The organism is Myxococcus qinghaiensis, from assembly GCF_024198215.1.
Classification (GTDB): Bacteria; Myxococcota; Myxococcia; order Myxococcales; family Myxococcaceae; genus Myxococcus; species Myxococcus qinghaiensis.
In genome coordinates, this window is sequence record NZ_JAKCFA010000010.1 from 1 (window position 1) to 25449 (window position 25449).

The 25449-nt window shown below is 69.9% G+C and carries 18 protein-coding genes; 11 read left to right on the forward strand and 7 right to left on the reverse strand.

The features are described 5' to 3' along the window. Positions 1–30: 30 nt before the first annotated feature. The 3 genes from LZ199_RS19840 to LZ199_RS19850 form a co-directional block, all read right to left on the reverse strand. Positions 31–1302: an endonuclease/exonuclease/phosphatase family protein gene (locus LZ199_RS19840; protein WP_253995300.1), complete on the reverse strand. Its 1272-nt coding sequence runs from the start codon at positions 1300–1302 to the stop codon at positions 31–33. A 329-nt stretch (positions 1303–1631) separates the two neighbouring features. Next, complete coding sequence (locus LZ199_RS19845) at positions 1632–2702, reverse strand: hypothetical protein (protein ID WP_253995301.1); 1071 nt, start codon at positions 2700–2702, stop codon at positions 1632–1634. 151 nt (positions 2703–2853) lie between these two features. Then, positions 2854–4599, reverse strand: coding sequence for a GTPase (locus LZ199_RS19850; protein WP_253995302.1), 1746 nt, complete (start codon positions 4597–4599; stop codon positions 2854–2856). A 107-nt stretch (positions 4600–4706) separates the two neighbouring features. On the opposite strand from LZ199_RS19850, the gene LZ199_RS19855 reads away from it, so the two are divergent. Beyond that, entirely contained in the window at positions 4707–6074 is a 1368-nt protein-coding gene (locus LZ199_RS19855; protein WP_253995303.1) for a thioredoxin family protein, read from the forward strand. 127 nt (positions 6075–6201) lie between these two features. Here the strand turns inward: LZ199_RS19855 and LZ199_RS19860 are convergent, their stop codons facing one another. Next, positions 6202–7368 carry a metallophosphoesterase gene (locus tag LZ199_RS19860; protein ID WP_253995304.1) on the reverse strand — a complete coding sequence of 389 codons (1167 nt, stop codon included), beginning with the start codon at positions 7366–7368 and terminating at the stop codon, positions 6202–6204. 15 nt (positions 7369–7383) lie between these two features. Continuing rightward, positions 7384–8508, reverse strand: a complete 1125-nt coding sequence (locus tag LZ199_RS19865; protein ID WP_253995305.1) for a response regulator transcription factor — start codon at positions 8506–8508, stop codon at positions 7384–7386. A gap of 589 nt (positions 8509–9097) precedes the next feature. Here LZ199_RS19865 and LZ199_RS19870 point away from each other — a divergent pair. The 3 genes from LZ199_RS19870 to LZ199_RS19880 all read left to right on the forward strand — a co-directional run bounded on the left by LZ199_RS19870 (position 9098) and on the right by LZ199_RS19880 (position 14077). Beyond that, positions 9098–9844 (forward strand): hypothetical protein, encoded by a 747-nt coding sequence (locus LZ199_RS19870; protein WP_253995306.1) that lies wholly within the window; start codon positions 9098–9100, stop codon positions 9842–9844. A gap of 65 nt (positions 9845–9909) precedes the next feature. Continuing rightward, positions 9910–12855, forward strand: coding sequence for an Lnb N-terminal periplasmic domain-containing protein (locus tag LZ199_RS19875; protein ID WP_253995307.1), 2946 nt, complete (start codon positions 9910–9912; stop codon positions 12853–12855). Between the two features lie 703 nt (positions 12856–13558). Further along, positions 13559–14077: a YajG family lipoprotein gene (locus LZ199_RS19880; protein WP_253995610.1), complete on the forward strand. Its 519-nt coding sequence runs from the start codon at positions 13559–13561 to the stop codon at positions 14075–14077. A gap of 30 nt (positions 14078–14107) precedes the next feature. Here LZ199_RS19880 and LZ199_RS19885 read toward each other — a convergent pair whose 3' ends face one another. Then, the gene (locus tag LZ199_RS19885) at positions 14108–14782 is read right to left on the reverse strand and encodes a dienelactone hydrolase family protein (protein ID WP_253995308.1); all 675 of its coding nucleotides are present in this window, start codon (positions 14780–14782) and stop codon (positions 14108–14110) included. Positions 14783–14865: 83 nt separating this feature from the next. Here LZ199_RS19885 and LZ199_RS19890 point away from each other — a divergent pair, with 83 nt between their 5' ends. Further along, entirely contained in the window at positions 14866–15396 is a 531-nt protein-coding gene (locus LZ199_RS19890) for a GreA/GreB family elongation factor (protein WP_253995309.1), read from the forward strand. A gap of 9 nt (positions 15397–15405) precedes the next feature. Further along, a complete protein-coding gene (locus tag LZ199_RS19895) occupies positions 15406–16311 on the forward strand; it encodes an MBL fold metallo-hydrolase (RefSeq protein WP_253995310.1) in 906 nt (301 codons plus the stop codon). Here the strand turns inward: LZ199_RS19895 and LZ199_RS19900 are convergent, their stop codons facing one another. Continuing rightward, positions 16312–17028: a class I SAM-dependent methyltransferase gene (locus LZ199_RS19900; RefSeq protein ID WP_253995311.1), complete on the reverse strand. Its 717-nt coding sequence runs from the start codon at positions 17026–17028 to the stop codon at positions 16312–16314. Between the two features lie 103 nt (positions 17029–17131). Between LZ199_RS19900 and LZ199_RS19905 the strand changes: the two genes are divergently transcribed. The 5 genes from LZ199_RS19905 to LZ199_RS19925 are packed head-to-tail and all read left to right on the forward strand — an operon-like array spanning position 17132 to position 25431. Further along, complete coding sequence (locus LZ199_RS19905) at positions 17132–18241, forward strand: vWA domain-containing protein (RefSeq protein WP_253995312.1); 1110 nt, start codon at positions 17132–17134, stop codon at positions 18239–18241. Beyond that, the gene (locus LZ199_RS19910) at positions 18238–19683 is read left to right on the forward strand and encodes a choice-of-anchor D domain-containing protein (RefSeq protein ID WP_253995313.1); all 1446 of its coding nucleotides are present in this window, start codon (positions 18238–18240) and stop codon (positions 19681–19683) included. The genes LZ199_RS19905 and LZ199_RS19910 overlap by 4 nt, the downstream gene beginning before the upstream one ends. Then, positions 19680–21143: a hypothetical protein gene (locus tag LZ199_RS19915; RefSeq protein WP_253995314.1), complete on the forward strand. Its 1464-nt coding sequence runs from the start codon at positions 19680–19682 to the stop codon at positions 21141–21143. Before LZ199_RS19910 ends, LZ199_RS19915 begins: the two co-directional genes overlap by 4 nt. Next, entirely contained in the window at positions 21140–24283 is a 3144-nt protein-coding gene (locus LZ199_RS19920) for an IPT/TIG domain-containing protein (protein WP_253995315.1), read from the forward strand. The genes LZ199_RS19915 and LZ199_RS19920 overlap by 4 nt, the downstream gene beginning before the upstream one ends. After that, positions 24280–25431 carry a hypothetical protein gene (locus tag LZ199_RS19925; protein ID WP_253995316.1) on the forward strand — a complete coding sequence of 384 codons (1152 nt, stop codon included), beginning with the start codon at positions 24280–24282 and terminating at the stop codon, positions 25429–25431. The genes LZ199_RS19920 and LZ199_RS19925 overlap by 4 nt, the downstream gene beginning before the upstream one ends. The last annotated feature ends 18 nt before the right edge of the window (positions 25432–25449 follow it).

Below are 25449 nucleotides of genomic sequence, written 5' to 3' on the forward strand. Positions count from 1 at the left end.
ACGGCTCGATAAGGGCCCACTGCTCGTCCGTCAGGTCGCTCGGATACGGCGTGCGCGAGGGCATTGGGAGGTCCGGCATCTTGTTTCTTCAACGCCCTGGCTGGCTCGCTCCATTTCAACAGGCTCTGAGATGAATGGGGGCTCGTACATGGGTTCATCGAAAGCCGTGTAGGCGTCGACAATCGCGAATCCCGGCGTGCTCATCCCCAGCCAGATCTGGTCAAGGTTGTAGCGGGGCAGAACCTCCGGCGTCGTCTCGCAGCCCGCCACCATGCAGAAGTGCTTGTACGGTGGTGTGAAGTAGAGGGAATCCCATTCCCAGCGAATGTAGGTATAGGGCGGGTTGTCTTTGTAGACGGGCGCATTGAAGTCACCGGCGATGATGGAGGGAGGTCCGGGCGGACGCATCACCCACATCACTTCATCCATCTCCTGTCGGCGATAGGTGAGTTCATCCAGGTCTCGTTCCTCTGCGACGCTGGTCGCGATGAGATGAAGATTCGCAATCCTTGGATTGAATCCGCCCATGTCCATCACCACATAATGCCATCGATGGACGTAGTCCCGGAGGGGCTGTGAAAAGGGGACCACCACGTTCTGCGCAATGGGAAACCTGCTGAAGACGGCCAGGTCATTGTTCCCAGAGAGGGCTCGATGTAGAGAGAGTTCTCTGAGCCCGGGCTCCGTCAGGAGACGTGAGACGGTGTTCTCGTGGGTCTCCTGAAAGAGGACGATGTCCACCTTGTGATCGAGCTCCAGGTACGAACTGATCATGCCGGCACTGTCCTGGTTCGACATGTTCTTGCCGTTTCGGATGTTGAACGTCGCGACCTTGAATGACTGGACGAACACATACCGTCGCAGAGGCGTCTTCAGGACGTGGTTGTTGCCGTCGAGGGCATGTGCCGTGAGCGCGAGGTCGAGCCGGTAGGGTAAGAGGCCGGTCCCGCAACGGGTCTCCTCCGCATATGACTTGAACGTCGCTGTGAGTGAGACGGAGCGCGATGGAGAGGCTGTCGCGGAGCTGTTCTCATTCGAGAGATTGAACGTCTGCGACGAGCGCATCTCGGTGCTGTAGACACTGTGGCGGGGGGCCATGCACCATACAGTCAGCTCGCCGATGAGTTTGACTGATTTGACCCCTCTGAGGGGATCTTCCGTGGTCGCAGTGAAGGTCAGGCTCTTCTGCGCCTGAGTAAACAGATACGTGGGAAACGGGTTTGTCGTGGCGGCGTTCGCGACGCCCACCACGGTTTTTTCCTTCCCTGCCCCAATCCCGCTCGTCACGTACTTGAGTCCCATGGGCGGCGGCTCGTAACAAGCCGGGGGAGGGGCACATTCACTCCAGTCGCTGCCGTCGCAGGTCTGAGTTCCTTCACATCCGTCGATACTGCAAGGCCGCGTCTGATTTTCCGGGCAGGAGGCTTCCGCGATCCCGGCGGTCGCGACCACGGCAAGATAAATGCCGGTCAGAATGGATGTCTTGTTTTGTTTGAATTTAATTCTGGCTTTCCGTTGCCTGTGTCTGGATTGGCTGGGGCTATTGAAGGACGACGATATGGTAGTGGTCTGACAAGTGATTTGCGGCCGTGTCAGGCGTTTTGGGTAGGCGCTGAATGTCGAAGAAATTGCTATGCGCGGCGGCAGGCCGCGTCACCATCCTGGGAGCGGATGAACGCGGCGGTCAGCTCGGTCCCCACGGCGGCGCCCAGCACCTCGTACGTGCGCCGACGCGCTCCGCCGACGACGGAGGGCTGATGCGCGAGCGACTCCGGATGTCGCACGAAGATGTTGTACCCGACGATGCAGCCATCCGCGCGCAGCACGGTGATTCCGTCCGTCGCCATCATCCCGCGCAGCAACTGCCCGGTGGCGCGCACCGCCGTGGCCGCCGCGTCGGTGGGGTCCGCGTGATAGCGGTCCAGCAACGCCACGATATCCAGCGGGCGGGGCAGGATGATGCCGTCCACGAAGAGCGTGGAGCCCGCGCGCTCCCGGGGCAGCACCGCGACCAGGGCCCCATGGGACGACTGCATCACCTCGAAGAGCACGCGCCGGAAGAACCCCCGGGCTCGCTCCAGACTGGCGCTCGCCACGCCGTCGGTGATGGCCTCCGCCAGCTCGTTCAGCACCGCGGGAGGCGAGGCCCCCTCCACGCGAGCACCTGACAGGTACACGTGCCGGCACAGCCCGCCGCCCGCGCGCAGCTCCAGCATGTTGTCCGCGAGCTGGAGCACGCCCACGACCCCCGCTTGAGGCTCCTCCGTCCGCCGCAGCCGCTCCAGCGGTGACTCCGCGAGCGGAAACGGGTCCGTGCGGAACACGCCGTAGGCGAAGCCCTCCGGCACCCGCAGCAGGTACAGCGCCCACCATCGCCCCTGTCCCAGCGGCGCGCACTGCTTGAGCGCCCGCTGGACGGTGGCCCGCGAGCGAGGACCGATGCCGATGGCGATGGGGTCATGCCCGCCCAGCAGCGCGAGCATCTGCCCCAGGTCGTCCCCGATGAACGCCATGGGGAACAGGGGCGCGCCTTCCTCGCGGTAGCGCGACAGCGTGACGATGAGCTCGCCAAGGGAGTCGGCCGTCTGCGCGCACGTCATCCCCGCTTCGTCCAGGAACGTACCGACAGCGTCGGTCAGCAGGTGGCGGAAGGAGAGGACGGGAGGTGGGGAGCCCGGTGCGCCGGAATCCGAGCCATTCATGACGCGCCCAGCATGGCGCATTGTCGCCGCACACGCACGGGCCGAATATCGTCCGCGCGGATGGTCCGCGCGGCCTCGCCCCGGTGTCTCAGTGCGTACACTTCACGGCTCACGGGGACGGGAAGACGACGGCTCGCCTCCCCGCCAGCCGTCAGGACAGCTCGGCCCGTGTCGCTTCCAGCCGCGCGGCGGTCCGGTTCCAGTCCTCCGCCAGCCCGTCCAGGTGACCCAGCGCTCCTGAGAAGAATCTCTTCTCCAGCGCATGGGCCAGCGTGGTGCCGTGGGCATCCGCCCACTTCCGGGTGACGCGGGCGCGCACCTGGGCACCCAGCAGGTCCACGAAGCGCTCCATCAGGGGCGTGGACAACAAGGTCCCCGCCCACACCACCGCGTCATGGCCGAAGCCCCCGGTGGCCACCGTCACCACCGCCGCCGCGCCGGACGGCACCGAGTACACCAGCGTCGTCAGTGCCTGGAGCAGCTCCTCGCGCATGCCGCCCTGCAGCTCGCCCGCCACCAATTCGCGACAGTAGGCGTACAGCGTGGCGCGGTCCGCCGCGTGGGCATGCAGGGACTCGAAGCCCAGCGGCTCCTCCAGCTTCGCCAGCGTCACGGGACCGAAGGCCTCGGCCAGAATCTCTCGCGTCTCGGCGTCTCCCCGCCACGCGGCGACCTCCGGCGCGAAGGCATCCACCAGCCGCCGCACCCCATCCGTCATCGTCGCGTCCACCGCGCGCGTGGGCGTCTCCGAGCCCTCCGGCTCAGGGCCCGTGAAGGACTGGCGCACCTTGCGACTCACGTACGTGAGCGCCGTGGCCAGTCCCCGGAAGGGCAGCCGCACCCACTTGTGGAACTGGCTGCGCGCATCCAGTTCGTCGCGGAAGGCGTCGATGAGGATGTCCGCGGGCACCGCCTTGAGCGCCGCCGCGCTGCCCACGCCCTCCAGCTCGTGCCGCAGGCGTTGCCGCAGTCGCTCCGGCTCGCTCGCCGCGCGAGTGGACGCGCGTGCCAGCGCCTCCAGCTCCGCGCGAGCATCCGCGAGTGACGCCTCCAGCGCCCGGGCCTTCAGCTCCCGCGCGTGCTCGGCCTCGCCCAGCAGCGAGTTGAGCGGAGGCCGCCCGTCCAGCGGCTCTGTCGCGAGGGGACGCAGTCCCGCCTCGACGTCCGGCTGGTGCGGCGCCAGGTAGCGCGCGAGGGGCGGGTGGCCTACGTCGGCGGCCAGCTTGTCCAGGTGCCCGCGAGCCACCTCCTCGCGAGACGCCTCGTTGTAGACGAGCAGGTACGGCCGGCCATGGCCCACCGCGGCGCGCAGGAAGTCCACCAGCGCCGCGTTCTGGTACGTCTGCCGGCTCACCACGAACACGAGCACGTCCACGGTGACGAGCAGCGCCTCCGCGCGCTCGCGATTCTCGCGGTACACGCTGTCGAAGTCCGGCGTGTCCATGACGAGCAGCCCGCGAGGCACCGCCTCCGCCAGCACCAGGTACAGCCGCCCCGCCGGCCCTGGCTGGTCCACGGGCGCAAGCTCTCCCGGAGCGACGGGCACCGTGTCGTAGCGGCGGGTGAGGAAGTCCTTCAGCGCCCCCGTCCACGTCTCCGGGTGGGCCGCCGCGAGGCACTGCTTCGTCAGTCCCCCCTCGGGCCTCGCGGGCGACAGCGGCGCGCCCACCAGCGCGTTGAACAGGGTGGACTTGCCCACGTTGTTCGGGCCGGCGATGGCCACCAGCAGCAGGGGCGCGTCGGCGGAGCCCAGGCGGGGGAGCAGGTCCCTGCGCAGCCGCTCGGCCAGACGACGGGCCAGGTCCGCGTCCGACGCCTCGGGGAAGCGCTCGGGGGCGGGCAGGGCATCCAGGGCGGACGCGAGGGACTCGCGCAGGGTGTAGGGGTCTCTCGTCATCGGAGGTTCACTCACACCAGAGCATGTGCGGGGGCGGGTTCCCAGTTGCTTGCGCGGCGGATGTCGCTGGGGGACAGAGTGCCGGTGGCGCGATAGGGTCCCCCGCCATGCGCACCCACGCCGCCTGCCTGTTGTTGCTGGGGCTCGTTGCCTGCACCGCCGCGAACACGAACACCCCCGTGTCCGCGGACGCGACGCACGCCGGAGCTCCCCTGCCGTTCATCGAGGATGACTACGCTCGCGCGCTCGCCGAGGCGAAGTCGAAGGGCATCCCCCTCTTCGTCGATGTCTGGGCGCCGTGGTGTCACACCTGTCGCTCCATGAAGGCGTATGTCCTGTCGGACAAGTCGCTGGCCCGCCACGCGGACCGCTACGTCTGGTTGGAGGTGAACACCGACCTGACCCAGAACGCGGCCTTCCAGGAGAAGTTCCCCATCGAGTTCTGGCCCACGCTGTACGTCATCGACCCGCGCGAGGAGAAGCCCCTGCTGCGCTTCGCCGGCAGTGCCACGGTGGAGCAGCTCGTGAAGCTCTTCGAGGACGGCGAGCGCGCCTACAAGGGCGGCATCACCGGCGCGGAGGCGCTGCTGGCGCGCGGTGACGCGCTCTACGGAGAGGGGCGCTCGGCGGAGGCCGCGGAGACGCTGACGGAGGCGCTGGCCGAGGCGCCCGCGGACTGGAACCGCCGGGGCCGCGCGGTGGAGTCGCTGATGACGGCGATGTATGGAGCGCAGCAGGTGGAGCCGTGCGCGAAGAAGGCGCTGGAGCTGCTGCCGACCACGCCGCGCTCGCTGTCGTGGGCCAACGCCTCGATGATGGGCCTGATGTGCGCGCTGTCGATTCCGGACCAGGTCGCGAGCAAGGAGCTTCGCGCCGCGCTGGAGGCCAAGGTGGTCGAGGCCATGGGGCCTCCCGTCATCGAGATGACGGCGGATGACCGCTCCGGCCTCTATGAGATGCGGGTGGGCGCGCGCGAGGCGGAGAAGGACGAGGCCGGGGTGAAGGCCCTCGCGAGCGAGTGGCTGGCGTTCCTGGAGGCGGAGGCCGCCAAGGCGACCAACCCGGAGGCGCGCGCCGTCTTCGACTCGCACCGCATGTCGGCGGCGATGAAGCTGGGCACGCCCGAGCGCGCCGTGGCCGCGCTGGAGCAGAGCGAGAAGGACCTGCCCCAGGACTACAACCCGCCCGCGCGGCTGGCCACGCTGTATCGGCTGCAGGGGCGCCTGGATGACGCGCTCGCGGCGAGTGACCGCGCGCTGGAGCGCGTGAAGGGTTCCCGCCGCATCAACGTGCTGTCCAACCGCGTCGACATCCACGTCGCGCGCAAGGACATCGCCGGCGCCACGAAGACGGTGGAGGAGGCTGTCGCCTACGCCAAGACGCTGCCCGCCTCGCAGGTGTCGCCGCGCATGATGAAGGGCCTGGAGAAGAAGCTCGCCGGGCTCCAGGCGGAGGCCCAGCCCGCGCCGAGGTAGTGGCGGGTCAGCGCGCTGTCGCTCGCACGATGGCGCGCTGCTCCAGCAGGTCGAAGCAGCCTCGGATTCAGCGCGCTGTCGCTCGCACGATGGCGCGCTGCTCCAGCAGGCCGAAGCAGCCTCGGATTCAGCGCGTCGTCGCTCGCACGGCGGCGCGCTGGTCCAAGTCGAACAGCTCGTACGCGTCGACGGGACAGTGGCTCATCCCTCCGTCAACGAAGACGAGCACCGCCTCCGCCGCGCCCGTGGCCGGCGGGGCACCGTGCGCGCAGTCCACCCGCGCGCCGTCCGTCACCAGGTGGCGCACCACGCCGTCGAGCGCCGTGCCCGAGGTGACGCCCATCAGCTCGCGGATGCGCTTGTCGCGGGTGTGCCCCACCACCTGCGTGAGCCCTGGGGGAAGCCGCCGGGGGTCGAAGCGTCGGCGCGGCGTCTGGCGCGTGCGCTCGGCGTCCTCCGGCTTCGTGCTGGGGCGCTGATAGAAGATGCCCGTGCCCTCGCCTCGCGCGGCGTCGCCCGGCTGGTGCAGCCCGGGCACCTCGAGGCGCCCATGCGTCCACGCCTCCACCGCCGCGTCCATCTTCGCGTTGAGCGCGTGGGCGACGGAGTCGGCATCCGCGCGGCGCTCGCGAGGCAGGCCCGTCACGTCCAGGTCCTCGTGCGTGACGCCCGCGTGCAGCACCAGCAGCCCGGGGCCCGCGGCGTGCGCGGTGCGAAAGCGGCGGACGCGCAGGAGGTGCTCCACCCAGGCCCGCTGGGCCCGCTGGAAGTTGCCGAAGTCGCGGGCCACCAGCTCCGCCGTGGGTACCTGGGGCCAGCGCTCCAGGAAGGCGCGCTCGCCGGCTTCGTCCGTCTGCCCCTTCTGGTAGACGCGGTCCGCTTCCGCCTGGGCGGTGGTGAAGCGGGCGTCGTCGAAGTCAGCCAACTCTCCCACTCGGCCCAGGTCGTGGTTGCCCAGAATCAGGATGACCTGGTCGGAGGGATGCGCGGCCAGCCACGCCACCAGCGCCAGCGCGCTGTTCGACGCGTGCACCCGCTCCTCGGGGCGGCCCCAGTCGAAGTGGTCTCCCACCGAGACGAGCTGCACGTCGGGCTTCAGCCAGCCGTCGGTGCCCAAGAGTCCGTGGTGGTCGAGGATGGCGAGGACCTTGTCGAAGTCCGCCTGCGGGTCACCCAGCGCGAGCCGCCGTCGTCGGGGAACTCCGTCCGCGGGCGCGGAGCGGGGACCTGCCTCTACCGCCTCTCGGGCGCGAGCATGGGCGGCCTGGAGGCGGGCGTCTGGGGAGTCGTTCACCCCCCCATTCTAGGGTCAGGACGTCTGGAAGAAGCGGGCGATGAGGGCCGAGCGGCTCTCCACGTGCGCCTTGGCCAGCAGGTGCGTGACGTGGACCTCCACGGTGCGCTCCGCGCAGCCCAGCCTGCCGGCGATGGACTTGTTCGTCTCGCCCTGGACGATGTGCGTGAGGACCTCGGACTCGCGCGCCGTGAGCGACCAGCGCGCGGCATGGGCCTGCACGCGCGCGGCGGCGCTGGAGGCGGTGCCCGTGTCGATGGCCAGGTAGTGCGGGGGAAGGCCCGTGGTGCGCAGCGGCGTGAGCGTCAGCGGACCCGAACAGGGAACGCCCTGGGCGCCCCGGCGAAGTTGCTCCATCAGCTCCGGCTCGCCGCGCTCCAGCCACACGCGGCCCGCGCTGTTGGCGTGCACCACCCGGCCACTGCCGCTGACCACCCAGGCGGCGCGCCCGAGCGCCTCCATCGCCACTTCCAGCGCGGTGGACATCAGCCCGGACTCGCGCAGCCGCGTCTCCATGTTCAGCCGCCGCTGCAAGGCCGGCGTCAGCGCCTGGAGCACCCGCTGCTCGCGCTCGGTGAAGGGCTCCTCGCGCGCCAACCCCAGCCACCCCAGGAGCGACGGCCCTTCGCAGACCAGGGTGCGCAGGAAGGCCATGCGCTCCATTCCCAGCTGCCGGTACACCGCGCCGGAGCGGGTGTTGACCCTTTCGCGCTGGGCGTCCAGCTCCGCCTCATTCAATCCCAGACGCCGCGCCACTTCGTATGCGGGCTGGTCATGCAAGGGCATCTGCCGCGCCTCCGACTCCTGCAGCGAGCGGAAGTGCAGCGCCCGGTTGCGCTGGGCCGGTGCGGGGCGCGCGGGATCATACCAACCCCAAAGGCTCTCCCGGTCCGACAGGAAGGTCTCCAGCGCATCGAAGACCACCTCGGGCGGCTGGGGAAAGCCCGAGCTGAACGAATAACTGACATGGAAGCGGTCAGGCCCCACGTCCACGCCATAGGCCACCGCGCGCTCCGCCTTGAGCGTGTCGCGCAATGCTCCCAGGACCGTGGGCAGGGACTCCGAGCTCGGCTCCGCTTCTGCGAGCAGGGCTTCCAGGTCCGCCAGGATACGCTGTTCCTCGGAATTCAAACGAATCACGATATCCTGAGTATAAGCTGGCAATGAGTGGCTTCCACTATCCTACCAGGACGTCGAAGTTGTGAGTTGTTTAGCATTTATCGGCGACATGCCCTGGAGTCTGGGGTGTCCGGGTGGAAGCTGACATCAGGGCTTCCCCGCATGGATTTCGCACTGCGCACAGCGCGACAATGAAGTGCAGGCCCACCGGGGGGAGGGCCTTTCGCGGTAGGTTTCATGTGAGCGCGCGCCGGGGATCGACAGTCGATGCCCGGCGCGCCGCCCTTGAACCCCGCGATTTCCCTCACATTGGCGCGAAGCCCGCGATGCACCCTGGAGCGTCCGCTTCGCGCTTTGACGCGCGGTGTCGCACGCAAGGCCGCGAAACAACGCCCGTTCGCGGCCGGCACGTCGCTGGCTATAAGATTCATGACAAATGAATTCCTACCGTGTCATTGCGCGGTGTCTGTCCATGCGCTCGTGACGAACGAGTGCTCATTCAGGGGTGTCTGAGATGACTTTGAAGCACACCGGGAAACTTGCGTTGGGAATGGCCGTGCTGCTGGGCGTGACGGGATGTCGGACGCCGGGGGCCATGGGGAGTGGAGGGATGAGCGCGTCGGAGGGGTCTTCCGACGGTTCGGGCTCGGGGTCGGATGGCTCCAAGTCGAATGGCTCGTCGGACGGGTCCGGGGACTCGTCGAACGGCTCGGGGGACTCGTCGAAGGGGTCGGGTGACTCCAGCAAGTCGGAGGCGGGCTCCAGCGGGGATTCGAACCACAGCTCCGAAGAGGGGGGCTCCAGCGAGTCGCGCTCCAGCAAGCAGAGCGACACGGGGACCAGCGAGTCGGAGAATGGAGGGGAGGGGAAGGACTCGCGCTCGGAGACGAGCAACAGCGAGAACAACGACGGGCGCGTGGTGTCGGCGACGACGGTGGCGGCCACGGTGATCGGGCTGGGGGTGGTCATCTGGCGCGTCGTGGCGGCGGCCGAGCGGCGGCGTCAGGCTCCGCCTCCGCCGGAGGAGGTGGGGCGCGCGGCGCAGGTGTACTTGCGCTCGCGGACGCACCAGCTTCGGGAGGACCTGGCCTTGGGGGCGGGGCCCACGGTGGAGGACCTGGCGTCGGCGGCGAGCATCCGTCGGGAGAACCTGGGGACCTTCGGGCGGCTCTTGCGCGCGAACCGGCAGGAGCTGCTGGCGATGGCGGACACGCGCACCCTGACGCCCGAGCGGGCGCTGGCCTGGTTGGCGAGGGTGGGTGAGCTGGCGCGCACGGACCCGAGGCTCGACGAGGACCGGCGTGCCTTCCTCGCGGCGCACGGTGACGAGGAGGCGACGGCGGGGGTGATGGAGTGAGCCGCCGGGTGGCGTGGGTGCTGAGTCTCGCGTTCACGCTGCCCGCGTGGGCGGAACCTGTCGGAATGGGAGCGCAGCGAGACGGGGCGCATGAAGTTCCCCCGCGAGGCACGCCGCTCCAGGTCGCAGCGGTGCCGCGATACAACGCGCACGCGCTGATGCGCGCCGAGGCCGCGGCGCAAAGCCTGGCGCCAGAGGTCGCACCCGCATCAGGTGAAGGCGCGCAAGCGACGATGCAGGTCGAGGCCCCCGCACACGGTGAGACGGGCCCCGCTCGCTCCTTGAAGGAACGCGTGCACGCCCTGGAGCGGGTCGGAGTGCTGCTGCGAGGCGCCGCCGCGGACGACGAGTCCCTGGTGCGTGAGGTGGAGGCGGGCCTGGGCGCCTTGCCGCCCGCGATGCGCCGCTTTCCCGGAGGGCCGCTCGAGTTCGTCCTCCACCCGGAGCCCGAGCCGCTGGGGATGGGTGATGGCACCGCCGTGCGTCCGGACTGGTCCGAGGGGCGCACCCGCTTCCACCTCTACCGGTACGCATCGTCCTCGGAGCGTCGCGCGACACTGCGCCTGTCGCGCCTGACGGACGAGGAGTCGGAGCAGCTGTGGCGCCGCCGCGCCGTGGTGCACGCGGTGGTGCAGCGCTGGGACGACGCCTGGCAGTGGAGCCAGTCCGAGAGCTGGCGTCGCCTGTCGGGCTGGATGAGGCCCTTCGAGCGACCGTTGGTCTGGAAGGAGGAAGCGCGCCTGCACTACGCCGGGGCCTTCAGTCGCGCGCGGGGCCAGGGCAGCGCATCGCTGGACCTGGTGACCTTCGCCGAGGAGTTCTTCCTCCCCGTGGAGTCCCTGCGCGACGACGCGCTCTCCATGGACGAGCAGGTGCGCTGTCAGGAGTTCTCCAAGTCACGCGCCCTGGCGGAAGCCGTGGAGGCCACGGGCCTGGGCGCGCTGGGCTCGCGCGGCGCCTGTCCCGCCTTCGACGCCTGGGCGGAGCTCGACCTCCTGTCCCACGTGGAGGTCCTCCTGGTCGCCGCCACGGGACGCCAGCCCGAGTCCCTCTTCGGCCACCTGCTCCTGCGCCCGGTCTGGAGCGAGGGCGCTCAAGTGCGAGGTCCCTCCTTCGAGCGCGTCGTGCAGCTCGTGGCGCTCACGGGCATGGAGCCCAAGGGCCTGGGCTACGTGGTGAAGGGGATGACGGGCAGCTACGACACCGTCTTCCTCACCGGGACGATGGGCGACCTCACGCACGAGTCGCTGGAGCTGGAGCAACGCACCATCCGCCGCTTCCGACTGCGCCTCACTCGCGGCGAGGAGGAGCGGATGCTGGAGCGCATCTGGGAGCTCGAGCGACGCGGGTACATGGGCTACTACTTCTTCACCGACAACTGCGCGAGCGCGCTCCTCTTCCTCCTCAATGGAGTCCTGGAGCACGGTCGACAGGTGCGCCCCCCCGGAGTGATGTGGGTCCTGCCCACCGCGACGCTGGATGCAATGGCGAAGCTGGAGGTGCTGGGCAAGGAGGGCGCCGCGGGTCCCCTGCTGGAGCTCATCCCCGATGCCTTCGAGTCCACCGGAGACCGCGCCGTCCGCGCGGACGCCCTCCGGCGAGAGACTCTCGAAGCCCTCACGGGCCAGGTCGATGCCGCCCCATTGTCGCGACTGCTCCACCTGCACGCGCGCCTCCAGTCCCCCGAGCCCGACACGAGACGCGAGGCCTACGGAGCGTTGCCGGAGACGGTGCGCGCGGTGCTCGACTCCGCCTCTCCCCAGGTCCGAGCCTCCTCCGTGCGCGAGACGCTGCACGCCTACGTCGCCCATGCGGTGCGGGTGGAGCGCGCGGCGTTGGACCGGTTGGAGGGAGAGCGACTGCGCATCGAACGCCAGCGGTTGCTCGCGGTGAACACGCCCTTGAAGGGCGCCTCGGAGGCGGGAATCCGCGAGCGTCAGCGGGTCTTCGAGCGAGAAGACGCGCTCCAGCGGAAGCTGGCGGTGCTGGACCGCACGGCGCTGTTTCAGGAAGCACTGGCCAGGGCGCCGCGCCGCGCGCCGACGCCGAAGGAGCTGAAGGTCCTGGTCCGCGCCGAGCGCACCGAGGCCGCCTTCATCCGGGCCACCGAGGTCCAGGGCGAGCTGAATGACGGCGTGTTCGCGGACGTCGACGCGGTGGCCTTCCTGGGCGCGGACCGTCGTCGCAAGGTGGAGGCCGAGACGCGCTGGGCCGCCACGGCGCTGCGCGAGTCGGGCGCGGCGCGCACGGTGGTGAGCGTGGGCATGGACTTCCCGGACGTGGGCGCGGCGCGGCCCGTGGTGAGCGTGCGCACCGCGGGAATGGCGGAGGCCCTGGGTGACTCGCGCCTGCATGGCTTCCAGTCGAGCAGCGAGCTGCGCGTCCTGGACGGTGAGCTCTCGCTGGAGCCGCGCTGGGGCCCTCCGCGCGTGGTGTCCACGGACATGACGCTGGTGGGCTACCGCACCTTGCAGCGGGATTTGCCCCAGTTCCGTCAGTCCGGGTGGGACTCGCTCGGGTGGGGCGCGGAGGCCCGCGTGGCCTCGGACACGGCGCGGGCCATGCCCTACCGGGCCACCGTGCAGGCGGAGGCGCTGGTGGTGCTGGACGCGGGGGCGCGCTTCTCGCGCTTCACGGCGGTGGGCGTGGGAGGGCTCGCGCGGATGCACTGGAGCGAGCAGGCCCTGACACCGGCGGCGGGGCCTCGACTGTCACTGACGCACCGCACGGGTCTGCCGGGCTCGGGTGCCAACGCCGTGCGCCTGGAGGCGGCCTATGCCCCCACGTGGCGGATGGGCGATGCCCGCCTCACGCACGAGGCGGGCGCCTGGCTTCAGGTGGAGTGGTTCCTGGGCCGCGCGGGACCCTTTGGTGTGTTGCTCACTCCTCGCGCACAGGCTCGCTGGGAGGGCTCACTCGCTCCACGCGCACTTCGCGAGTCACGGTCTCCGTCGTCGTGGTTGTCCGGTACGCTGGACCGTCGGCTGGCACTGGGTCTTGAGCTGCGCTGAAGTCGTCTGTCAGCAGCTGGGTGGAGTAGGGGCCCGTGGCGGCGCCGATGAACGTGCCGATGACGAAGAGGGCCGTCCAGCCCCAGAACCCCAGCCCGCCGAAGATGCGCAGCTGGTGGGGGCCGGCGAGGAAGGAGAAGAGCGCGATGAACGCCGGCAGCGCGATGGAGGTGACGAGGGCCGCGCCGAGCGCACGCTTCATCGTCCGCGCGTGGAACCCGCCGAACGCGCCGGCAATCAGGCCATTGAAGAGCGGCACGAAGAAGACGACGAAGCCGGTGACGAGCATCGTCGCCACGCTGACGACGAACCGGTTGTGCTTGAAGTAGATCTCCTCGTTCCTCATGCCGATGCCCGCGGGGAGCTCGGAGTAGCTGAGCTCGCGGTGCACGTCCCTCACATAGGGGGCAGGGGTGGTGGTTCTGTCGGAGCGAGTCAATTCGACCATGGCTTTCGAGCCTCCCAGGGGCGGGCGCGGCATCTCCGCCGTCCCTCAGGTGTGGGGTCGGCGACGGACATGTGGAAGGGCCGCTGACTCCACCGGGGAGCGGGCTGCCCTGCGAACCCCTGGTGCTTCCTCGGGGCAAGCCAGGGAAAACAGGCGGGGCTCCCCGAGAGGGCGGGCGCCGTGGGGCTTGGCGGCTCGCCGTCTGCGGCTATGCTGCCGCGCCCGTTAGTCCCCTCACGTCCGTACGGAATTCCCATGAGCCTTCGCCGAGCCCTGCTGACCGTCGTCCTGACCTCCACCTCGCTGCTGACCGCCTGTGCCTTGAGGCCGACCTACAAGGAACTGGTGGCGCCGCCGAGCGCCGCTGACGTCACCCCTGGGCAGATGGTGGTGCTGCGCGTGGTGGACGGCGACGGCAAGCCCGTGGAGGGTGCCCGGGTCCGCGCGGGCGAGCTCCGCACGCGCCTGAACGTCCTCAGCGACGCGGATGGTCTGGTGAAGCTGGAGGCGAACGAGGCGCTGCTGAAGGAGAACCCGCTGGTGGAGGTGGTGCTGCCCAAGGGCGTGAAGACGTACCGCCTGCAGCTGGCGCCCTCGGGTGAGGCGCCCGCCGCTCCGGTGGAGACCGCGCCCCAGGCCCCCGCCGCTCCGGAGCCCGCGCCCGCGACGGAGACCCCGGCCTCCGACGCGCCCGCCACCACCCCGGAGGCCGCGCCCAGCCCCGTGCAGCAGCCGGCCGCGACCCCGGCGCCGGCGCCGACGCCCGGCACCTGAGCCGCGCGTGTCGACTCCTCCGCGTGAGGCTCAGCCGAGCTTCGCGTGGAGGAAGTCCACGGTGCGCTTCCACGCCAGGCGCGCATTGTCGGGCGAGTAGACCTCCGGCCGCGTGTCGTTGAAGAACGCGTGGCTGGCGTCGTAGCGGTGAAGCTCGGCGGGCACGCGGGCGGCCTTCAGCTTCTGCTCCAGCGCATCCACGCGGTCGGGCGTGCACCAGTCGTCATTCTTCGCGAAGTGGCCCAGCACCGGCGCGCGGATGCGCGTGACGTCCACGGCCTCCGGAGGAATCCCGTAGAAGGGGACCACGGCGTCGAGCCCCGGGTCATTGGCTCCCGCCAGCAGCGTCAGCGCTCCTCCCATGCAGAAGCCGAGGATGGCGACCTTGGTGCCCGCTCCACCGCGCTCGCGCAGCGCGTCCGTGGCGGCGCGCAGCTCCGCGCTGGCCTGACCCCAGTCCAGTTGCGTCAGCAGCTTGTCCGCCTCCGCCGCGTCCTTCGTCGTGCGGCCGTGGTAGAGGTCCACCGCGAACACGGTGAAGCCCTCCTTCGCGAGCCGGTCGGCGACGCCCTGGATGTGAGCGTCGAGGCCCCACCACTCATGGATGAGGACCACCGCGCCCTTCGCTCCCGAGGCAGGGGCTTCACTCAGAGAGCCCGCCAGTCCCTGGCCCTGCTTGCCAGTCAGCCTTGCCTGCCCTGCCATGCGTGCACCCCTTGAGTGATGGGAGAAGCGGCGTACCTTAATAATCTCGGGGCCTCGAAGTCCCTCGACGCGTGGAGGCGGGAATGTCGAAGGCATTCACGAAGGAAGACTCGGGTGGGGACGAGGCGCTGGTACCGCCGCGCCCGAGGTCCGCTTCGGGAGACAAGCGCTACATCACTCCGGAGGGCTACCGCGCGCTGCAGGAGGAGCTGGCGTCCACGCAGGGGCCCGACTCCGGTGCGCGAGGACTGACGCCGCTGGAGGCCGGGGTGCGGCGTCAGGAGCGCGAGCGACGGGCGCGGCACCTCGTGGCGACGCTGGAGGAGGTGCGGGTGGTGGAGCCGGACCCGGCGCAGGCGGGCCGCGTCTTCTTTGGCGCATGGGTGGAGCTGGAGGACGAGGAAGGCGAGCGGGTGCGCTACCGCATCGTCGGCCTGGATGAGGCGGACGTGAAGGCGGGGCGGCTCAGCGTGGAGTCTCCGCTGGCCCGGGCGCTGCTGGGCAAGGAAGTGGGGGAGTCCGTGCAGGTGGAGCGGCCTCGGGGCGCGGTGGAATACACGGTGGTCGCCGTGGACTATGCTGCGGCCCCGTTTTCGACACCCCTGTCTCTGTGAGTCCCTGACATGCGAAGCCTCCTGGCGGTCCTGGTCGCGGTTCCCTCGCTGGCCCTGGCGCAGTCCAAGGAATTGGAGAAGGTGCCGGTGACGAGCAGCCCCGTCGCGGGCAACGTGCACATGCTCGTGGGCGCGGGCGGCAACATCGGCGTCTCGGTGGGGCCGGATGGATTGCTCATCGTCGATGACCAGTTCGAGCCCCTGGCGCCCAAGATTCACAAGGCCTTGGACAAGCTGAGCAAGGCGAAGATTGCCTACGTGCTGAACACCCACTGGCACGGCGACCACACGGGCGGCAACGCCGTCTTCGGCCGCGAGGGTCGCATCGTGGCGCATCGCGAGGTGCGCACGCGCCTGGTGGTCGGGCAGGACAGGGGGGACCGCGGAGTCGTCCCTCCGGCGAAGAAGGAGGCGCTGCCGGTCATCACCTACGACACGGGCATGTCGCTGTACTTCAACGGCGAGGAGATTCGCCTGACGCACCTGCCGGCGGGCCACACGGACGGCGACACGCTGGTGCACTTCGTCGGTTCCAACGTGGTGCACACCGGCGACCAGTTCTTCGTGGACGCCTTCCCGTTCATCGACGTGAACAGCGGCGGCTCGGTGGAAGGGTACGTGCGCAACGTGGAGAAGCTGCTCCAGACGCTCCCGGCGGACGTGAAAATCATTCCGGGCCACGGACCGCTGACGGACAAGGCGGGCCTGGAGCGCTTCGTGGCGGCGCTGCGCGAGTCGGTGGCCCTGGTGCGCACGAAGAAGGACGCCGGCAAGACGCTGGAGCAGGTGAAGGCGGAGAGCCTGCCCGAGCACCTCAAGTCCTTCGGCACGGGCTACATCAAGACGGACGTGTGGCTGGAGACGGTGTTCCAGGGCCTGGCGAAGGGCGCGGCGAAGGCGGCGGACACGAAGTAGTCAGCGCTTCGTCGCGATGACGGTGGCCAGCGGTGTGAAGGGCTCGGGGAGGATGCCGTCGCGAACCTCGACGGTGAACCCCTGGGCCTCCAGCAGGTCCCGCGCGCGAGGCACCAGGAACGTCAGGTAGTACATGACGAAGGGCGGCTTCCAGAGCGCGTTGCGCACGCGCATGGCGGCGTTGAAGCCCTTGGCCACCCAGTAGCCGGGACGCAGCCGTGACGGCGGATGGCCGGTGACGAAGAGGAACCGGCCTCCAGGCCGCAGGGCGCGATGGATGCCTTGCACCAGTCGTGATTCGTCCTCTTCGAGGATGTGGCCGAAGGCGCCGAAGCAGGTGACGACGTCGAATTCCGCGTCGAAGGTCATCGCCAGCGCGTCACCCCGGACGAACTGGAAGGCGGCGGTGCCGGGGGCGGCGGAGAGGCGACGGTCCGCTTCCTCGAGCATGCCCTGGCTCACGTCGATGCCGACGACGCGCTCCCGGGCGAGGGGCCGCAACAAACGCATGGCGGCGCCGGTGCCGCAGCACACGTCCAGGGCGGTGTCGACGGAGCCAGCCGGGCCCAGGGCATCGATGGCGGCCTGGACCACCGGGTCGGGCGTGCGGAAGGGCGTGTAGTCGAACTTGGGGGCCAGCAGGTCGTAGCCGTGTTCGACGGAGGTCATGGCCTGCTCGGCCAGCTCGAGGAGGGTGGGCCCTTGGCGGTGGAACATGGTGCCATTGGGTGTATCGCACCCGGAGGCTCGCGAGGACTGCTTCTCTCTGCCTCTGTGTGCCATGAACGCTCCCTGGCACGGCCTGCTAGTCTCCCTGCTCATGCGCCGTGCAGCCGTCGTCGCCTTCCTGGCGCTCCACTCCGTCGCCTGTCGAGACGAGCGGCTCGTGCCCTCGCTTCCCGCGGGCTTTCACGTCGACACATATGCGCAGCGCTCGGCCCCGGCGGTGGATGTGCTGTGGGTGGTGGATGATTCGGCGTCCATGGCGCCGCGTCAGGAGCTGCTCGCGCGCAACTTCCAGGCGTTCATCTCGCTGTTTCGAGAGGGGCGCGTCGACTACCGGATGGGCGTGGCGACGACGGATGTCTTCACGCGGCCGGGAGCGCTGGTGGGGACGCCGCGCATCCTGAGCCCGGACACGCCGAAGCTGGAGCAGGCCTTCGCGAACAGCGTGCGAGTGGGCACCCAGGGCAGCGCCTACGAGGCGGGCCTGGAGGCGGCGAACCTGGTGCTGGAGCAGGTCTCCCGAGAGAACGCGCCGGTGCTGGAGGCTCGCGCGGCTTGTGTGTCGCGTTGCTCCATGCAGGCCTGTCGCGAGGGCTGCGCGAGGGAGCACGCCGTGGACTTCCTGCGTCCGGAGGCGTGGCTCTACCTGGCCTTCGTGACGGATGAGGACGACCGCTCGCCGCATGACGTGCGCATGTACTGGCGCGCGTTCGAGCAGGTGAAGGGGCTGGGAAATGACGGGACGGTGGTGGCGTCGGCCATCATCGGCGACGTGCCCGCGAACGGCTGTGGCGCCGAGCCAGGGAGCCGCTACGCGGAGCTGGTGACGCTGATGGGCGGGGAGCTGGGGAGCATCTGTGACCAGGACTTCGCGCGAGCACTGCGCGCGCTGGCGACGAGCGCGGTGGGCTTGCGGCGAACATTCGCCCTGGAGCGGGTTCCTCGCGCGGACTCGCTGCGGGTCCGCGTGCGGTATCCCTGTGGGGCCACGGAGGCTGCGCTGGGTGCCTGCGCCGCGGTGGACCGCGAGGGCTGTGCGGGTCAGTCAGCGGAGGCACTGGAGGCTGTTTGCACGCCCAGGGCCGGAGCCGTGGACGGGTGGGTGTATCAGCCCGAGCGAAGGACTGTTTTCTTCGCGGGAGACTCGGTGCCGGGGCTCGGGTCGCGAGTGGAGCTGGAGTACGTGGAGGAGGACGCGTCGTGAGGAAGGGGGCGGCTCGCGGAGGGTGGTGGCTCGTGATGGGCTGCTTGCTGGCGGGAGGCTGTGGGAAGGATGCGCCCTCGCTGTCCGTGGTGCCGCGCTGGGTGGCGCCCGAGTCCACGCTCGACTTCGGAGCGGTGCCCGCGTTGAACGAGCGCGCGGTGTCCCTGCCCCTGGTGAATGCGGGGCGTGCGCCGCTGCGCGTGGTGGGTGTCTCGGTGCGAGAGGCGGACAGTCCGTTCCGAATCGTCTCCGCGCCGGATGAGATTCCCTCGCAGGCGGAGGCTCCCGTGGTGCTGGCCTTCGTCCCGCCGCGCGAGTCCCCGTACACGGCGACCCTGGAGCTGCACACGGATGACCCGAGTCGTCCCTCTCGCGAGGTGATTCTGCGGGGTGAGGGGCGCACGGCGGCGCTGTTGGAGCTGGAGACGGAGCGGCTCGACTTCGGACGCGTCGCGGAAGGTGATGCCGTGGTGCGCTCCTTCAAGGTGAGCGCCCGGGGCGATGCGCCGCTGGTGTTGGAGTCGCTCACGCTTGCTGGAGCGTCGGCCTTCCAGCTCGTGGGCTCCGCGAAGACTCCGGCGGTGCTGGAGGTGTCGACCGAGGTGGAGCTGTCGGTGCGCTACGCGGTGCCCCAGGGAGCGGCGGCGGAAGCGATGAGCGGAGCGCTCCTGCTGCGGACCACGGACCCGGACCAGCGAGAAGCACGCGTGTCACTGCACGGAGGGGTGAATCTGGGTCCGGTGCCGGTGGTGAGCCCGGTGGGGGACAGTGTCCCGGGCGCGGAGGTGATGTTGGATGGCACGGCCTCGATGGACCCGGATGGGGATGGGCCGCTCACGTACGCGTGGGTGCTGAAGGAGCGACCGGTGGGCGCGCGAGCCCAGGTGGTGGAGCCGGGTGCGGCGCGCACGGTGCTCCGGTTGGACCCGGTGGTGCCGGGAGCGTACGAGGTGGAGCTGGTGGTGACGGATGCGGCGGGAGCGCGAAGTCCGCGTCCCGCGAGCGCGCGTGTCGTCGCGGTGCCCGCGCAGCGGTTGTTGGTGGACGTGTCGTGGAACCACGTGGAGACGGACCTGGACCTGCATGTGTCACGGGGCGTGGACGCGGTGCCAGGGTCCGTGGACGACTGTCACTACGCGAATCCGCGTCCGGACTGGGGTGCGCCCGGCCTCGCGGAAGACCCGGAGTTGCTGAGGGATCGGCTGACGGGCTACGGCCCGGAGGTGTTCGGCTACGAGCGCCCGGTGGCGGGGACGTACCGTGTGGCGGTGGTGCTCGCGCGCGCGAATGGGGCGGTGGACCCGCGCAGCGAGGCGACGGTGCGCGTGTATGACCGGGGCGTGCTGAAGGGCGAGTTCCGTCACACCCTGTCGAGTCAGGGTGAGGTGTGGACGGTGGCGGACGTGCAGTGGCCCTCGGGCGTGGTCATGGAGGTCCCGTGACGCCGCGGTGGTGGCTCCTCGTGCTGGTGTGCTGCTTACTGGCCTGCTCGAAGGAGGCGGCGCCGCCTGTCCCGGATGCCGGACCGAGCCCCACGTCTTGTGCGCGGCGCGAGGACTGCGAGGGAGGACAGGTCTGCACGCTCGTGGGTGTCTGCGACGCCTGTGTGTCGAGCGGTCAGTGTCGGCTCAAGGAACGCTGTGATGCCGAGGTGAGCGTCTGTGTCCTCCGTGAAGGCTGGGGGACGGACTGCTCGGCGAACGCGGAGTGCGCGCTCGGACAGTGGTGCAAGCAGGGGCTCTGTCTCGCGAGGACGGAGGTGGTGCTCTGTCCCTCGGGGGCGCGAGAGGAGTGTCCCACCGGGCAGCGGTGCAATCGGTCCACGCTCGTCTGCGAGGAGGACCTGGGGTGTGTCGAGGACGCGGACTGTGGTGCCGAGGAGCGCTGCAATCCGGGCCTGCATGCGTGTGTGGCTCGCTGCATCGACACCACTTCATGCGGAGTGGGTGAGCACTGCGCGGACGGCCTCTGCGTCCAGTGTGACGAGGACACGGACTGCGCGGTGGGCTTCGTGTGCGACGCCGCGGGGCGGTGTTCATCGGCGCCGCGTTGCTACTCGGACCGGGACTGTGAGGTGCCTCGGGTATGCCATCTGGCGAGCGGAGCGTGCCTGGCCAGGCCGCCGCCGTGTGGCTCGGATGATGATTGCGCGATGGACCAACGCTGCGACCTCGGGACTGGGACCTGCGGACCCAGGACGTGCCAGCCGGACGCGCTGGAGCCCAACGACGCGGTGTCCACGGCGTTCCCCGTGAGCGCGAGTCGCTACGTGAAGCTGACGTTGTGCCCGGACGACGTGGACCACTACTCGCTCGCCCTGGAGCGAGGGGACCAGCTCGGCGTGAATGTGGAAGCGGAGGTGTTCGCGGAGCCGGTGTTCTCCACGGCCCTCCAGGACGCGCGGGGGAGGGTGCTCGCGACGGGACGTCTGCGCATGTCGCACGTCGTGGCGGAGCGAGGCGTCTATACCGTGCGCATCGCCTCGCGCGACGCGCTGCCACGCGCGTACGACGTGGGGTTCTTCCTCGCGAGAGGCACTCCCTGTGATGACGATGTCCACGAGCCCAATGACACCGTGGACACGGCCACGACATTGCCGGAGGCGCTGTCGTTGGAGGGGATGCTCTGCCCGGGAGAGCAGGACCACGTTTGGTTCACGGTGCCACCGGCCCAGGGCGTGAAGGTGTCGTTGTCGGGTCATGCAGCGGAGCGCGGATTGCTGCGCCTGTGTCTGTTGGGAGAGAGCGGAGGCGCGGAGCTGGGCTGCTCGGACGACGCGGAAGGAGCCACGGTGTCGCTGCCGGCGTCGGCGGTGGCGGGCCAGCGGCTCACCGCGAGGGTCATGGGCGACGACGCGCGCACGACGAACGGCTACACGCTCCAGGTGGAGTGGCTCCCATGAGGGATTCCTCCGGGCCCGATGGCGCGAATCACCTGGAGCAACCACGGCGTGGGCTCGTGCTGGGCCTGTGTCTGTGGGTCCTTGGTCTCACGGCCTGCGGAGGCTCGTCGCGACCACCCGGTGACCCGCCGGACGCGGGTGCGCGCGATGCGGGTGTGGAGGACGCAGGCAGCGCGGATGCGGGGACGCGGACCGACGCTGGCACCTCGGCCGCGCCCATCATCCACTCGGCACTGCCCACGCGAGGCGAGAGCGGAGGCGGTACCTGGGTGACGTTGAAGGGCCGTGGCTTTGTGGATGGAGTGGCCACGACGCCCTCGGAAGCCGCTCTGCGCACGGAGGTGCGGGTCGGCTCGCGTGTGGTTCGCGACTTCCAGCTCATCGACGAAACCACGCTCGACCTGCGCACGCCTCCGGGTGTCGAAGGCACGGCAGACCTCTCGGTGAAGAGCCCGAACGGGACGACGGTCTGCGCGGCGTGCTTCACGTACTTCGACGTCTTCGACTTCCGTGCTGTCTCACCGGCGGAAGGCGCACAGTCAGGCGGCGACACCGTGACGCTGATGGGCGCGGGCTTCCCCTCGGGCCCGGGGCTCCAGGTTCTCTTCGGCGATACGCAGAGTCCCTCCGTCACGCGTGTCTCCTCCTCGGAGCTGAGAGTCGTCGTTCCTCGGAGCTCCACGGTCGGCCTCGTCGACGTGCGGGTGCAGGGTCATGGCGTGGGCGATGTGCTGCGAAGCGCATACCGCTACGTCGAGGACACCCGCGTCACCAACATCGAGCCGCTGACGGGAACAATGTTTGGAGGCACGTCCGTCGTCTTCTCGGGGCAGGGCTTCGAGGGCACGACGGAGGTCTTCTTCGGAGAGACGCCCGTTCCCTCATTCCGCGTGGAATCTCCCTCGCGCCTCGTGGTGACTTCGCCGCGGTACATGGACACGAAAGCAGTCCCCGTGCGCATCGTCACATCACGTGGCTCCTGGACGGTGCGCCAGGGGTTCACCTACGTGGACAATCCACAGGGCACCTTGTTCGGTGTGTTGGGAGTCTTTCCACGCGTGGGGACGCGAGAGGATGGCACGGTGACGCTGACGGGACGGGCGTTCGACGCTCCGGGCCTCTCGGTCACCTTCGATGAAACGCCCGCCCAGATTGTCGCGGCGACCCCGTTCACGCTCACGGTCCGCGTTCCCCCGCGAGGCACACTTCCTCGCACGGTCCCTGTGACGGTCAGCCTGTCGTCGCTGCGCAGTCACCTCCCAGGGGGCTACACCTATCGGCTCGCGCTCACTCGAGTGACACCTGGAACGGGGTCCTCCGCCGGAGGAACCCAGGTCCTCCTCGAAGGAGACGCACTGCCTCCGGATGCCGTGGTGCGAGTCGGCGCGCTCCAGGCTCCAGGGGCGACAGTGCAAGGTACGACGGAGCTCCGCTTCACCACGCCCCCAGGTGGCGCGGGTGCACACGCGCTCCATGTCTCCTCAGCGGGCGACCCGGAGAACGAAGCCCTGCTCCCGAACGCCTTCGCCTACGAGCCCGCGCTCGTGCTCGCGCAGGTGGAGCCCGCGCGCGGTGCCATCGCGGGAGGCTCGCGAGTGACGGTGAGGGGAAGCGGCTTCGTCGACGGCGTCCAGGTCACCTTCGGCGGAGAGCCCGCGAGCGACGTGCACGTGGAGGACACCCACACCCTCACGTGTCGAACGCCCGCGTCGCGAAGCCAGGGGCCGGTGGAAGTGGCCGTCATCCACGGTTCCGCACGCTCGGCGCTCGCTGAGTCCTTCACGTACTTCGACCCCCGAGGCCCGGGAGGTCTCTCAGGCGCGCTGCTCACGGGCACGCTGAACGTCACGGTGCTCGACACATCCTCGGGGGCCTATGGTCAGCCTGTCGTGGGCGCGAAGGTCCTTCTCGGCACGGACTCGACACCGCTCCTCCAGGGCGTGACGGACGCACGCGGTCAGCTCACGCTGTCGGACTCTCGGATGGTGGGCGCGCAGGTGGCCACCGTCTTCAAACCGGGCCACGACGTGGTGACGGTGGCGGGCATCCGCTCGGAGAACCTGACGGTGTACCTGCGCCGTCTCGACAGCGAAGGCAACCCGGGCAATCCACCCGTGCCCGCGAGTGCTCGAATCACGGGCCGGGTGCGAGGCTTCAAGCCGCCCAGGCCGCTCCAGTCCGGCGAGGTGCTGGAGGCCCGCGTCTTCGTGGCGCAGCCGAGCCCCGCGTCGGGTCCTCCGTTCGTGGGGCCAGCAGACCGGCGCGCGGAGACGTGGCGGATTCGTGAAGAGGGCGGGGCCTTTCTCGTGCAAGCCCAGCCCGGGCTGCGCGCGGTGTACGCGGTGCTCGGTGTGCTGAAGGACGAGGTCGACTTCGAGCCGTATCTGCTCGGGGTGCGTCGCGGCATCGCGGCGTCGGGCACGCGGGTGTCCGAGGGGCAGGACGTGGTGTTCGACGTGCATCTCGACGTCGCCGCGCCGCTCTCCGTGGCGGGCCCCGTCATCATCGCGGGCGAGCAAGCCCTGCATCAGGTCTACGCGTGGCTGGACCTGGGCGCCGAGGGGCTGGTGCCGCATCCGCACAACTGGGGCACGGGCTCGCGGCTCTTCTCCTCCGTCGAAGGACCGGGGCCGCTGCTCACGTTCCCTCAACTTCCCCGCGTGGACGGAGCGAGCCTGCTCTTCCTCGACCTGCTCCGAGGCACCACGGCCTATCCCCAGAGCCTGCTGTATCACCGTCAGCCCGGAGCCCCAGAAGCCGGCGTGACGCTCCCGCCGATACTCGCGCTTCCTCTCTTCACCGAGCCCGCGAGGGGTGCCCGATTCACGGGAGCGATGGCCTGGACTCCGTCATCCTCCGGTGTCACGCCGGACGTGCAGCTCCTCACCCTGTCCGCGCCCGGCACGACAGGCGGCATCCGCTGGACCGCCGTGCTTCCGGGAGGCCAGACACAGGTGACGCTCCCGGAGGCCGCGCTCCAGACACTGCGCGCCGAGCTCCCCGAAGGCGCACGCCTCCGTGCGGACCTCTCCCTCGCGCGAGTCCCTCGCTTCGAGTATTCGCAGTGGACCTACGACACGCTGTCCACCGCGACCTGGACGGCGTACGTCCTGGGGCGCTCGGAGGTCTTCGACCCGTGATGCGCCGCTGGCCCCAGTTCGCCGTGCCGCTGCTGCTGCTCCTCGTCGCCGCCTGTCGCGGTGACGCTCCCGTGGAGGACGCGAGCTGTCGCGTGGACGCGGACTGCGGCACGCCGTCGGAGGCATACCGCTGTGACACGCAGACCGCCGCCTGTCGGTGCCGCACGGATGGCGCCTGCGCGCCGGGAGAGCTGTGCAACGAAGCGGGCTTCTGCCAGGACCGCGCGGGCTGCGAGTCGAACGCGGACTGTGGAGAGGACCCGCTCTTCTGCGACACGAGCACGGGCACCTGCCTGACGCGGGGACGCTGCGCCACGGACCTGCATTGCCCGCTGGGCCAGGTCTGTGACACCGCGAGGACCACGTGCGTGGAGGGTTGTCGGTCCTCCGGAGACTGCGCGGGCACGGCCTGCCGCTGCGGCGATGCGCCATGCCTCTGCGACGCCACCACGCCAGAAGGACGCGCCACATGTGCCCTGGGTGTCTGCGACGCGAGCTTCTGCGCGGACACGCGTGACTGCGCCTTCGGTGAGTCCTGCGGCACGACGGCGGGCGAGGAAGCGGGGACGTGCGTCAGCGACTTCGACCCGGTGCGACGTCCCTACTGCGCGAGCTGCACCTACGGTGGTGGCCTCCAGGTCTGCGGGCGCGGCGCGAACTTCTGTCTGCGCGAGACGGCGAGCCCGGGGAGCGCCTTCTGCGGCGCGGATTGCTCGGAGGGACAGCGCTGTCCCCATGGCTACCAGTGCTCGGACGTGGTGGTGGTCGCCAGTCGTGCGCGCTGTCGCTCGGATGCGGAGTGCGCGCCGTCGCCCTCGCTGCCGTGCCGCGAGGACTCGCACTGCGGACGTGGCGGGCGCTGCGTGAAGCAGGACGGACAGCCCGAGGGCGCGTGCGCGGGACGTTGCTCCATCGCCGAGGGCGACGTGGAGGGCTTCTGCTCGTGCCAGCAGGACACCGACTGCGTGCAGGACGCCTGCAGCCAGGGCACGTGCACGGTGAGTCGTCGCGCGTGTGTCGGTGACGCGGACTGCCGGCCCATCCGCTGCGTGGACCACGAAGGCGCTGGAGGCTGTCTCGTGGGGCGCAACTGCGCGCCGGAGGAGGGCCTCACCTGCGCGGAGGTCGCCCCGCGCTTCGCCCGGTAAGTGCCTGCTTTTCCAGGG